General features: G+C 65.2%; 11 protein-coding genes. 7 read left to right on the forward strand and 4 right to left on the reverse strand.

Going from position 1 to position 11,611, the window contains the following annotated elements:
* The first annotated feature begins 106 nt into the window (after positions 1-106).
* Positions 107-922 carry an undecaprenyl-diphosphate phosphatase gene (bacA, locus tag AB5Y64_RS17965; RefSeq protein ID WP_010676024.1) on the forward strand — a complete coding sequence of 272 codons (816 nt, stop codon included), beginning with the start codon at positions 107-109 and terminating at the stop codon, positions 920-922.
* 111 nt (positions 923-1,033) lie between these two features.
* Here bacA and AB5Y64_RS17970 read toward each other — a convergent pair whose 3' ends face one another.
* From AB5Y64_RS17970 to AB5Y64_RS17980, 3 genes are all read right to left on the reverse strand, one after another.
* A complete protein-coding gene (locus AB5Y64_RS17970; protein ID WP_039039642.1) occupies positions 1,034-1,699 on the reverse strand; it encodes a ChrR family anti-sigma-E factor in 666 nt (221 codons plus the stop codon).
* A complete protein-coding gene (locus AB5Y64_RS17975) occupies positions 1,692-2,261 on the reverse strand; it encodes a sigma-70 family RNA polymerase sigma factor (RefSeq protein ID WP_010676026.1) in 570 nt (189 codons plus the stop codon). Before AB5Y64_RS17975 ends, AB5Y64_RS17970 begins: the two co-directional genes overlap by 8 nt.
* 124 nt (positions 2,262-2,385) lie before the next feature.
* Positions 2,386-2,952 (reverse strand): LON peptidase substrate-binding domain-containing protein, encoded by a 567-nt coding sequence (locus tag AB5Y64_RS17980; RefSeq protein WP_039039643.1) that lies wholly within the window; start codon positions 2,950-2,952, stop codon positions 2,386-2,388.
* Between the two features lie 314 nt (positions 2,953-3,266).
* On the opposite strand from AB5Y64_RS17980, the gene argS reads away from it, so the two are divergent.
* The 4 genes from argS (at position 3,267) to hslU (ending at position 8,005) form a co-directional block, all read left to right on the forward strand.
* Positions 3,267-5,012: an arginine--tRNA ligase gene (gene argS, locus AB5Y64_RS17985; protein ID WP_039039644.1), complete on the forward strand. Its 1,746-nt coding sequence runs from the start codon at positions 3,267-3,269 to the stop codon at positions 5,010-5,012.
* A gap of 3 nt (positions 5,013-5,015) precedes the next feature.
* Complete coding sequence (locus AB5Y64_RS17990) at positions 5,016-5,864, forward strand: SPOR domain-containing protein (protein WP_010676029.1); 849 nt, start codon at positions 5,016-5,018, stop codon at positions 5,862-5,864.
* A gap of 186 nt (positions 5,865-6,050) precedes the next feature.
* Positions 6,051-6,584, forward strand: coding sequence for an ATP-dependent protease subunit HslV (gene hslV, locus AB5Y64_RS17995; protein WP_005306539.1), 534 nt, complete (start codon positions 6,051-6,053; stop codon positions 6,582-6,584).
* A gap of 92 nt (positions 6,585-6,676) precedes the next feature.
* Positions 6,677-8,005: an HslU--HslV peptidase ATPase subunit gene (gene hslU, locus AB5Y64_RS18000; RefSeq protein ID WP_010676031.1), complete on the forward strand. Its 1,329-nt coding sequence runs from the start codon at positions 6,677-6,679 to the stop codon at positions 8,003-8,005.
* Positions 8,006-8,093: 88 nt separating this feature from the next.
* Here the strand turns inward: hslU and AB5Y64_RS18005 are convergent, their stop codons facing one another.
* Positions 8,094-9,518, reverse strand: a complete 1,425-nt coding sequence (locus tag AB5Y64_RS18005; RefSeq protein ID WP_039039645.1) for an MFS transporter — start codon at positions 9,516-9,518, stop codon at positions 8,094-8,096.
* A gap of 168 nt (positions 9,519-9,686) precedes the next feature.
* Here AB5Y64_RS18005 and AB5Y64_RS18010 point away from each other — a divergent pair, with 168 nt between their 5' ends.
* Entirely contained in the window at positions 9,687-10,607 is a 921-nt protein-coding gene (locus AB5Y64_RS18010; protein ID WP_039039646.1) for a LysR family transcriptional regulator, read from the forward strand.
* 272 nt (positions 10,608-10,879) lie between these two features.
* Positions 10,880-11,521, forward strand: a complete 642-nt coding sequence (locus AB5Y64_RS18015) for a TetR/AcrR family transcriptional regulator (RefSeq protein WP_039039647.1) — start codon at positions 10,880-10,882, stop codon at positions 11,519-11,521.
* The last annotated feature ends 90 nt before the right edge of the window (positions 11,522-11,611 follow it).

Consider the following 11,611-nt stretch of genomic DNA (forward strand, 5'->3'; position numbering starts at 1 on the left):
ATCCCCAATATTCACTGGTTGCCCGCGCGATTTTCCGCCATCATTGGCCGCCCCGACCCATTCGGGGTTGATTTTATCCAGACCCCATAACCAAGAGATCTGCACCATGACCGAATCCTACGCCCTGTTCGTCGCCTTTGTGCTGGGCATAGTGGAAGGCCTGACCGAGTTCCTCCCCGTCTCATCCACCGGCCACATGATCATCGTCGGCCACCTCCTCGGGTTTGAAGGACCCAAGGCCGCCACCTTCGAGGTGGTGATCCAGCTCGGCTCCATCCTGGCAGTGGTCGTCATGTTCTGGCGCCGCCTGTTCGGACTCATCGGCATTCACTTCGGTCAGAAACCGACCCCGGGCCACGCGACCCTCTCCCTGGTGCACGTCATCCTCGGCATGCTGCCTGCCGTGGTCGTCGGGCTGGCTATCCACAGCTGGATCAAGGCCAATCTGTTCGGGCCGGAAACCGTGATGTATGCCCTGGTGGCCGGCGGCATCCTGCTCATCATCGCCGAAAAGTTCCGCCCCGCCGTGACCGCGGAGACCCTGGACGACATCAGCTACAAGCAGGCCTTCGGCATCGGCCTGTTCCAGTGCCTGGCACTCTGGCCCGGTTTCTCCCGCTCCGGCGCCACCATCAGCGGCGGCATGCTGATGGGCATCAGCCGCCACGCGGCAGCAGAATTCTCCTTCATCATGGCGGTACCCATGATGATCGCGGCCAGCGGCCTGGATCTCTACAAGAGCCGCGATTTCCTCTCCATGGCGGACTTCCCCATGTTTGCGGTGGGCTTCGTCACCGCCTTCGTGGTGGCCATGGTCGCCATCAAGACCTTCCTGGCGCTGATCCGTCGTCTCGACTTCATCCCGTTCGCCATCTACCGCTTCCTGCTGGCCTTCGTCGTCTACCTGGTCTTCGTGGCCTGATGGGCTTCGCCGCCAAGCAACACAAAAGGGACCCGAGGGTCCCTTTTTTCATGCCGTGATACCGCCTCAGTCGCGCGGCAGCCCGCGATCACCGGGCAGCCGTGACCCAACTCAATAGAGGTGCTGGCTGATGCCGTTGAGCAGCCGTGACAACCCCTTGGTGAACTGCACGGGGGCATCCTGCACCGTGTAGCAGAGGCAGCCGTCCGGGGTACGGGGGCTGTGGGCGTGGCTGGCGTCACGCCAGATGAAATCCCCCGCCTGATAGCGGGTGTCGCCATCCTCGATGGTGCCCGCCAGCAGCAGGGTCAGCTCATATCCCTTGTGGGTGTGCTCCGGGATCCGCCCCCCCGCCTCGATGTGGAGCAGGTTGGCCCGCGCCCCCATCTCGTCCAGGGGCAGGCTGACCTGACGGATGGCCCCGAGATGACGCCACCTGGGGGCATGATGCCGAGCCAATGCCCGCGGCAGCCGGTAACTGTGACCCGCCACCCTGAGCTCTGGCCTCGGGCTCTCGGGAAGGGCGAGCGCCGCCTCCGTCGCCACCGGCTGTTGCAGTATGCCCGCCAGCATGGCATCGAATCCGGCGGGCAGCGCCTCGTCCGGCACGTCAGGGGCGAGATGCTGGCACGCCAGCGCCTCTTCAAATTCCTTCACCCGGGCGGCGCACTCGGGGCAGAACTCGCAATGGGCGGAGACACCGACGGCCAGCGGCAGAGGCAGCTCGTCGGCGGCGAAGGCGCGCAGCATGGGTTCAGTCGGATGGGTCTTAATCATGGCCTTGCTCCACTTGTTCCTTCAGTTTCTGTAGTGCCAGCCGCAGCCGGGACTTGATGGTGCCAAGGGGCACGCCGAGCCGGTCGGCCAGCTCCTGCTGGGAGAGCTCCTGCAGGTAGATCCCGCGCACCACCTGCTGCTGCGGCTCCGGCAGCGTGGCGACATAGTGGGCCATCTGGCGGGTCAGCACCGCGTCTTCACCGCCGCTCAGGTGCTCCTCTTCGGCCCGGAACTCCAGCAGCGGCCAGATCTCCTCGGCGCAGAGCTCCTCCTTGCTGGCGCGGCGGCGACGCAGCATGTCAAAGCTCTGGTTGCGCATCACTGTGTAGATCCAGGTGGTGGCGGCGCCCTTGTCGGGGTGATAGAGCCGTGCCTTCTGCCAGACCAGCAGCATGGTCTCCTGCACCAGTTCCATGGCGTTGGCTTCGCTGCCGAGGTGGCGCAGCCCGTAGCTGCGGATGCGCGGCGCGAAGTGGTGGAAAAGAGTGGCGAAGGCAGCCTTGTCGGCACGCTCGGCCACCCGGACCAGCAAAGATGTGAGGTCGCCGTCTGGGTTGTCCATGGGGGGCGATGTCCTGCGTGGAGCCGATTGTGGTTGGCCAGTATATGCCATTGCGCCATCCCTCGCGTGTGGTGTTCACCCCCAATACGGTGAGCGAGGAAAAAGGATCACCGGGAAGGGGAATTCAATGGCTCGCGACCAGCAGACCGCTCAGCAGGGAGAGGGTGGGCTGGTTGTCCTTGGCCGCCACCAGCCACTGTTTTTGCTCCACCGGGATGGGCAGCACCTCCAGCCAGCGCTGGGCGACCCAGCTCGCATCCTCCCAGTCCGGCTCCGGATAGAGGGCCGCGTACTCCGGATAGTCGTTGAACACATCCTGCAACGCCTTGGCCAGGGAGTGCTGATCCGCCTGGAGCCTGCCGCTCTGCCAGGGGGGCAGGGGATCCACCTCGCCGACCCGCAGACCATCCTCTTCCTGCCAGAGATCCGTGATGCGCACCCGCTCCACCCCGAGCACCGTGATGCCGAGCAAACCATCGGGCAGCAGATCGAAATCGATGATGCGCACCCGGGTGGCGATGGGGTACATGTTGCGCAGCGCGTCGGGCTGGCGGGAGTCCAGCATGCAGAGCGCGAACTCCCGCTCCCGGGACTCGGCGATCATGCGCTGGTATCTGGGCTCGAAGATGCGCAGCGGCATGATGCCGCCCGGCAGCAGGTGAGCGGAGAGTGGAAACAGTACCAGTGTCATGGGAATCATCCTCCAACGGCGTCCTCAAAGGATACGACCGCCACGGGAAGCGGGATCATTCAGATCGAATCGGTATAAATAACCCTGTCATAATCAGGGGAAAATAGCCTGGACAAGCCGTTTCGTTATGCAGTAGAAATGGATAACCACCACTTATCCAAATCAATATCCTGCAATGTGGTGGAAAACGCAGTGAAATATCCGCCACACCTACGGGTGCGGGCCGTTCCTATAGTTTTCTCGGCCCGATGCGGGTAAAATTCACGCCCTTATCCAGTCAGTCACTTTTCGACGCGCAACCTCGGTGGTCAGTTATGAAAGAGCATATTCATCATCTACTTGAACAAACGGTAGCCAATCTCAAGTCCGCAGGCGTCCTGCCCGCCGACCTGGAAGCCCGGGTGCAAGTAGACCGATGCAAGGAGAAGGCTCACGGCGACCTGGCCACCAACCTGGCCATGCTGCTGGCCAAACCGGCCCGCAAGAATCCCCGCGAGCTGGCCTCTGCCATCATCGAGCACCTGCCCGCCTCCGATCTGATCGCCAAGGTCGAGATCGCCGGCCCCGGCTTCATCAACTTCTTCTTCGACCCGAGCTGGCTGGCCGGTCAGGTGGAAGCCATGGTGACCTCCGACAACGCCAACGTGAAGCTGCCGGCGCCGCAGACCGTGGTGGTGGACTACTCCGCCCCCAACGTGGCCAAGGAGATGGCGGTGCACCACATCCGCTCCACCGTGCTCGGTGACGTGGCCGCCCGCGCCCTCGAATTCCTGGGCCACAAGGTGGTGCGTGCCAACCACATCGGCGACTGGGGCACCCAGTTCGGCATGCTGATCGCCTATCTGGAGAAGATGGCCAACGAGCACGCCTCCGACATGGAGCTCAAGGACCTGGAAGCCTTCTACACCCAGGCCAAGCGTCACTACGACGAAGACGAAGCCTTCGCCGAGCGCGCCCGCAACTACGTGGTGAAACTGCAAGGTGGCGATGAGTACTGCCGCACCATGTGGAAGAAGCTGGTCGACATGACCATGGAGCAGAACCAGCGCAACTACGACCGTCTGAACATCTCCCTGTCCAACAAGGACATCATGGGCGAGTCCATGTACAACGACATGCTGCCGCAGATCGTTGCCGACCTGAAAGCCAAGGGGCTGGCAGTCGAGAGCGAAGGGGCCACCGTGGTCTTCCTGGACGAGTTCAAGAACAAGGATGGCGAGCCCATGGGCGTCATCATCCAGAAGAGCGACGGCGGTTTCCTCTACACCACCACCGACATCGCCTGCGCCAAATACCGTTACGAGAACCTGGGCGCCGACCGGGTCATGTACTTCATCGACTCCCGTCAGCACCAGCACCTGATGCAGGCCTGGACCATCACCCGCAAGGCGGGCTATGTGCCGGAGTCCGTGCCCCTCGAGCACCACGCCTTCGGCATGATGCTGGGCAAGGACGGCCGTCCCTACAAGACCCGCTCCGGCGGCACCGTCAAGCTGGTTGACCTGCTGAACGAAGCGGAAGAGCGCGCCAGCGCCCTGCTGGAGAGCCGGAACAGCGACCTCTCTGCCGAAGAGAAGGCCCAGGTGGTGCACGCCATCGCCATGGGCGCGGTCAAGTATGCGGATCTCTCCAAGAACCGCACCACCGACTACATCTTCGACTGGGATCTGATGCTGTCGTTTGAAGGCAACACGGCGCCGTACCTGCAATACGCCTACACCCGTATCCAGTCCATCTTCCGCAAGGCCGGCGTCGATGCCGATACCCTGAGCGGCAAGGTGGTCCTGAGCGAAGATGCCGAAGAGACCCTGGCCCAGAAGCTGATCCAGTTCTCCGACGCGGTCAACGGCGTGGCGGACAAGGGGATGCCGCACCTGCTCTGTACCTATCTGTATGAGCTCTCCGGCAACTTCATGACCTTCTACGAAGCCTGCCCGATCAACAAGGACGGCGTGGACGAGGCGACCCGCCAGAGCCGTCTGCTGCTGTGCGCCGCCACCGCCAAGGTGCTCAAGCTGGGCCTGGGCGTGCTGGGCATCCACACCCTGGAGCGCATGTAATAGATGGCGACCCGGGATTACGTCGGCAACAGCCCGAGACGACGGGCGGGTGGCCGTAACATCAAGAAAGCGGCCCCTCGCCGCTTTCCTGTTATCCCGGCACTGCTGGCCGGGGCCCTGGTCGTCGGTTTCGGCGCCTTCCTCTACCTCATCAACGGCAAGGGCGCCGATGCCCCCACCATCGAAGAGCAGGTGAAGGCCAACAAACCCAAGGCACAGGGCAATACCCTGCCCCAGGAGAAGTGGAGCTACATCGAGCGGCTGGAGAACAAGCAGGTGGACATCATAGAGCCGCCGCCCCAGCCGGGCGTGCTGCCGCCCCCGCCCGCCGAGACCATGACCCTGCAACCGGAGAAGCTGCCCAAGCCGGTCGCGACCGACATCCCCCAGCCGGGGACCCCCATCGGTCAGGTGAAGCCCTATCAGCCGCAACCGGTGCAGCCGACCAAGCCGGCCACCGGCGCCCCGGTCGCCAGCGCCCGGGAGCAGGTGATCGACCAGAAGGCCGAGCGTGAGCGGATGGAGCGGGAGATCCGCGCCGAACTGGAGCGGGAGCGTGCCGAGGCCGCCAGGGCCAAGGCGGCGACCCAGACTGCACAGACCGCAGCCGCCGACGGCGGTCGCTACATGATGCAGTGTGCCGCCCTGCGCTCCCAGGATTCCGCAGAATCCCTCAAGGCGCGCATCGCCTTCACCGCCGGGCTCTCCTCCAGCCTGCAGGTGGTGAACGGGGCCGGTGGCGCCGTCTACAAGGTGATGGTCGGTCCCTTCAACGGCAAGGCGGCGGCCGATGCGGCCAACCGCAAGCTGCAGGGCTCGGGCATCAGCGGCTGCATCCCCAAGAAGGGGTGATCGCCGCGTCCATGCACAGGGCCGGGTGGCAACACCCGGCCCTGTTTCTTTTGGCGCCATCCCGCGCCCACCCGATCCCTCCTCCGCGATCCGTGCTCGGCACAGGCTTGAAAAGCCGTTTTGCCATCCCCATCTTTTCCTCCATGCACAGTCAGGCCGTCATTCGGCTCAAGCGAGGTAAGTAAAGTGACTACCATAGTTTCAGTTCGCCGCAACGGTCAGGTCGTCATCGGTGGCGATGGCCAGGTTTCTCTTGGCAACACCGTCATGAAGGGCAACGCCCGCAAGGTTCATCGCCTCTACAACGGCAAGGTACTGGCTGGTTTCGCCGGCGGCACCGCCGACGCCTTCACCCTGCTCGAGCGCTTCGAAGCCAAACTGCAGGCTCATCAGGGCAACCTGGAGCGCGCCGCCGTGGCGCTGGCCAAGGACTGGCGCACCGATCGCGCCCTGCGCCGCCTCGAGGCCCTGCTGGCCGTCGCCGACGAGCACAAATCCTTCATCATCACCGGCAACGGTGACGTGGTGCAGCCGGAGCACGATCTCATCGCCATCGGCAGCGGCGGTAACTTCGCCCAGTCCGCCGCCATCGCCCTGCTGGAGAACACCGAGCTCGACGCCAAGAGCATTGTCGAGAAGTCCCTCAAGATTGCGGGCGACATCTGCGTCTTCACCAACGGCAACCACACCATCGAAGTGCTGGATTATTCAGCCAAATAAGCCGGCGAAATAGGGCTGCCAAATAAGGCCGCCAGCCAAACCCCATTTTCCAAGGGGTGGGCCCTGCCCGCCCCGGATACAGGAACGCCATCATGTCCGAGATGACCCCGAGAGAAATCGTCCACGAGCTGGACAGACACATCATTGGTCAGGCCGACGCCAAGCGCGCGGTCGCCGTCGCCCTGCGCAACCGCTGGCGCCGGATGCAGCTCTCCGAGGAGATGCGCCACGAGGTGACCCCGAAGAACATCCTGATGATCGGCCCCACCGGCGTCGGCAAGACCGAGATCGCCCGTCGCCTGGCCAAGCTGGCCAACGCCCCCTTCATCAAGGTGGAAGCGACCAAGTTCACCGAAGTGGGCTATGTGGGCAAGGAAGTGGACAGCATCATCCGCGATCTGACCGATGTCGCCATCAAGCTGGTGCGCGAGACCGAGATGGAGAAGATGAAATACCGCGCCGAGGAGGCTGCCGAAGAGCGCATCCTCGACGCCCTGCTGCCCAACCCGCGCAACAGCTGGGGTGAGGAAGAGAAAGCCGACAACTCCAACACCCGCCAGATTTTCCGCAAGAAACTGCGGGAAGGTCAGCTGGATGACAAGGAGATCGAGCTGGATCTGGCCGCCTCCCCCATGGGTGTCGAAATCATGACCCCGCCGGGCATGGAAGAGATGGCCAACCAGTTGCAGGGGCTGTTCCAGAACCTGGGCCAGAACCAGAAGAAGAAGCGCAAGATCAAGGTCAAGGAGGCCATGAAGGCGCTGATCGAAGAGGAAGCAGCCCGCCTGGTCAACCCGGAAGAGCTGAAGCAGAAGGCCATCGCCTCCGTCGAGAACAATGGCATCGTCTTCCTCGACGAGATCGACAAGATCTGCAAGCGCGGCGAGAGCTCGGGCCCGGACGTTTCCCGTGAAGGGGTTCAGCGCGACCTGCTGCCGCTGGTCGAGGGCTGCACCGTCAACACCAAGCACGGCATGGTCAAGACCGATCACATCCTGTTTGTCGCCTCCGGCGCCTTCCAGATCGCCAAGCCGTCCGACCTCATCCCCGAGCTGCAGGGCCGTCTGCCGATCCGGGTCGAGCTGACCGCCCTGACCACCGAAGACTTCGAGCGCATCCTGACCGAGCCGAACGCCTCCCTGACCGATCAGTACAAGGCGCTGATGGCCACCGAAGGGGTCAACATCGAGTTCACCCAGGATGGCATCCGCCGTCTGGCCGAAGCGGCCTGGCAGGTCAACGAGCGCACCGAGAACATCGGCGCCCGCCGTCTGCACACCGTGATGGAGCGCCTGATGGAAGACATCTCCTACGACGCCTCCGAGAAATCCGGCGAGACCTTCGTCATCAACACCGACTACGTCAACGCCCACCTCGGCAAGCTGATTGAAGACGAGGATCTGAGCCGCTTCATTCTGTAACAGGTTGATCGATAACGAGGAGCTGAGCGGTTTACTATCCTGCTCAATCCCATAGCAAGACGCCTCCCCTGTGGAGGCGTCTTCGTTTTCAGCGTTCTCCCGACTCGCAGCCGTCCCGGGCCACATCACCCTGCACGGCACGCTCCCCCCTTCCCGCCAGCCAGAGCGCGCTCATCAGCAGCAAGGCCGTCAGGGCGAAGGTGGCCCGGGTGGCAAACGCCAGCTCGTCCGCCGTCGCGAGGGCGAGATCGGGCCGCCCCGCCAGGGCGGCGAACAGGCCCCCCAGCCCCGCCGCCCCCGTCAGCTGGCCCAGGTTGCGCGACAGGGTCAGCAGCCCGGCCACTGCGCCACGGCTCGCCCCCTCCGCCTCCCCCACCACGGCGCTGTTGTTGGCGGTCTGGAACAGGGCATAACCGGCGGTGAGCAGCAGGATGGGCAGCAGGTAGCCGAGGGGCCCGAACGCCCTGTCCAGCAAGGCCAGCAAGACGGCGGCCACCACCATGAGCCCCAGGCCGAGGCGCACCACAGGGGTCGCCCCCACCCTGTCCACCAGCCAGCCGGCGGGCATGCCGGACAGCGCCGCCAGCAGGGGGCCCATGGAGATCATCAGCCCCACCGTCCCCATGTCGAGGGCAAAGGCGCCGTGCAGGTAGAAAGGACCGATCAGCAGCGTCGCCACCATGACACTGGCCACCAGCGCACTGGCGATGATCCCGCCTCTTCGCCTGGACGCCCCCAACAGCGCCAGGGGCAGCAGGGGGCGACGGGCGCCCGAGTCGGCACGCACGAAGAGCACCATGGCGACGAGCGCCCCTATCCCCGGCCAGACCCCGAGTGGGCTGCCCCGGGTCAGTGCCAGCCCGTAGCAGAGCAGCGCCGTCACCAGCAGCAACAGACTGGTGAGCGGGAGGCCTCCCTCGGCAGAGCCAGCCTCATCCCGGGGCAGATCCCGCCAGGCACACCCCAGCGCCAGCAACGTCAGGGGGAGCAGCAGCAGGAAGGGAGCCTGCCAGCCAAATCCGCCGATCAACAGGCCGCCAAAGGAGGGGCCGAGCGCCGTGCCGCAGGCCGACAGGGTGCCGAGCAATCCCATGCTCCAGCCCCGTCGGGCTGGCGGCACCAGCTCTCCTGCCATGGCCAGGGAGAGCACCAGCATGCAGGCCGCACCGGCCCCTTGCAGGGAGCGAGCGGCAATGAGCCAGCCAATGGAAGGGGCCAGGGCGCACAGCAGGGAAGCCAGCGCAAAGACCCCGGTCCCCCAGAGCAGCAAGCGACGCCGCCCCAGACGATCGCCGAGCCGGCCCGCCACCACCGTCAGACTGGTGATCCCAAGCAGGTAGGCCACCAGCACCCATTGCAGGCTGGCGAAGGGCACGCCGAAGTCCTGCCCCAGGGCAGGCAGCACCAGGTTGGCCATACTGCCCGCCAGCATGGGCAGCAGGGTGGCGAGCCCGAGCCCCACGAGGCCAAGACGGCGCGTCACAGGAGGGGAAACAAGAAGTGGTGTGGACATGGCAGTCTCTCCGGCAAGTGATGATGCACTCAGGCTAGCGGGGGAGATGACAAGGCGGAAGACGCACGGATTGCAGCTTATAGTTGCATCAGACGCCATATGAAGAGACGGCAACTCGGGTATCATGAAGGGGTCGGCCCGTCAGGCGCCGCCTGCGAGGAGACGACCATGACCCCGGATTTCAACCTGCTGATCACCCTGGATGCCCTGCTGGAAGAGGGCAGTGTGGTGGGCGCCGCCAGACGGCTAGGCCTGAGTGCTTCCGCCATGAGCCGGGCCCTGGCAAGGCTGCGGGAGACCACGGGGGATCCGCTGCTGGTGCGGGCGGGACGCGGCCTGATCCCCACCCCCCGGGCGCAGATCCTGCGGGATGAGGTCGCCCGCCTGGTTCAGGAGACCCGGGCCGTGCTGCGCCCCCAGCAGGAAGTAGACCCGGCGAGCCTGGAGCGCACCTTCCGCCTGCGATCCAGCGACGGCTTCGTGGAGGCGGTGGGCCCCGCCCTGCTGGCGCGCCTCGCCGTCGAGGCCCCCGGGGTGCGGCTGCACTTTCTGGCCAAACCCGACAAGGAGAGCGGCCCCCTGCGCCGTGGCGAGCTGGACTTCGAGACCGGGGTCATCGGCACCACCACGGCCCCTGAGCTGCGCACCCAGGCCCTGTTCCAGGACCACTTCGTCGCCGTGGTGCACCCGGACCACCCCCTCTGCGACGGCACCCTGACCGTGGCGCGCTATGCCGCCGCGCGCCACGTGCTGGTCTCCCGCCGGGGCCAGCCTCACAGCCCCATCGACGAGATCCTCGCAGGCCAGGGGAGGCGGCGCACCATCACCACCCTGGTTCCCGGGTTTGCGACGGCGCTGGCCCTGGTCAGGGAGAGCAATCTGGTGGCAACGGTGCCGCACCTGCACTGCGCCAGCCTGCTCGGCGATCTGGTCACCCTGCCCCTGCCCTTCGCTCTGCCAGGGATCCGGGTCGCCCTGCTCTGGCACCCCAGTCAGGATGCCGATCCGGGCCACCGCTGGCTGCGCGCCCTGATACGGGACACCTGTGCCCGGCCCCCCTATCACACCGAGGCCACCGACACCCCCTGATCCGGGTCAGGCAGCTCCCGGCTCCATCACCAGCCTCTTGTGGCCCGGGCACCCGCACCCGGGGCCTGAAGCGCCTGTCACCACCCCGTCACACCGACATGCCTGTGGCTTGGGCACAAGCGGTGGATCCTTCCCCCTGCCGGACGGGGATCACGGCCCCTCAGAGCGGGGCAGATCACATTGCGGGCAAAAAGATCCTGTCGCCCGCTTCCGCATTTTTTATACGGTCGTATAATTGCGTACAAAATGCATACACCAGGAGCGCCAGCCAGATGCACCCCACCCGTCAGAAACTGCTCGATACCGGCCTCGCCATCGCCACCGAGAAGGGGCTGCGCGGCCTGACGGTGCGCGAGCTGGCGGCGGCGGCCGAGGTGAACCTCGGCTCCTTCGTCTACCACTTCGGCAACCGCGACGCCTTTATCGACGAGTTGGTGGAGCTCTGGTACGCCCCCCTCTATGACGAGCTCAAGGCGGTGGCAGCCAAAGGCTCCTACTCCTCTGCCATCGCCATGTTCGAGGCGACCATGGAGGCGCTGATCGGGCTGGTGGCGCGCCAGCGCGGCTTCATCAACCACCTGTTTGGCGATGCCCTGGCGGGTGAAGGGGCGGCCCAGCGCTTTCTACTCAGCCTGCCGCGCCGTCACCCCCTGCTGCTGATCGAACAGGTACGGATGGCACAGGCGGAAGGGTCGCTGGTCGCGGGTCACCCGCTCCAGCTGATGATCTTCATCATGGGATCGGTCGGCCTGCCGCTGGTGATCGCAGGCAGCGGTCGCCAGCTCGGCTGGCTGCCCGAACAGGCCGCCCCCTTTCTCGCCCAGATAGACAACCCCGAGGCCGCCAGACAGCGGCTGGTATGGGCCCTGCGCGGCCTGCGCCCCACCGGCATCAAGGAAGGAGAAACGGCATGAAACAACCCATCGCCATCATCCCTATGGCAGCTCCGCTGCTGGCCGTTTTCGGTGGTGACCTCTGGCTGCAGAGCCATCCTCAAGGAGAAG

It is taken from the genome of Aeromonas sp. R5-1, from assembly GCF_040908265.1.
GTDB lineage: Bacteria > Pseudomonadota > Gammaproteobacteria > Enterobacterales > Aeromonadaceae > Aeromonas > Aeromonas caviae.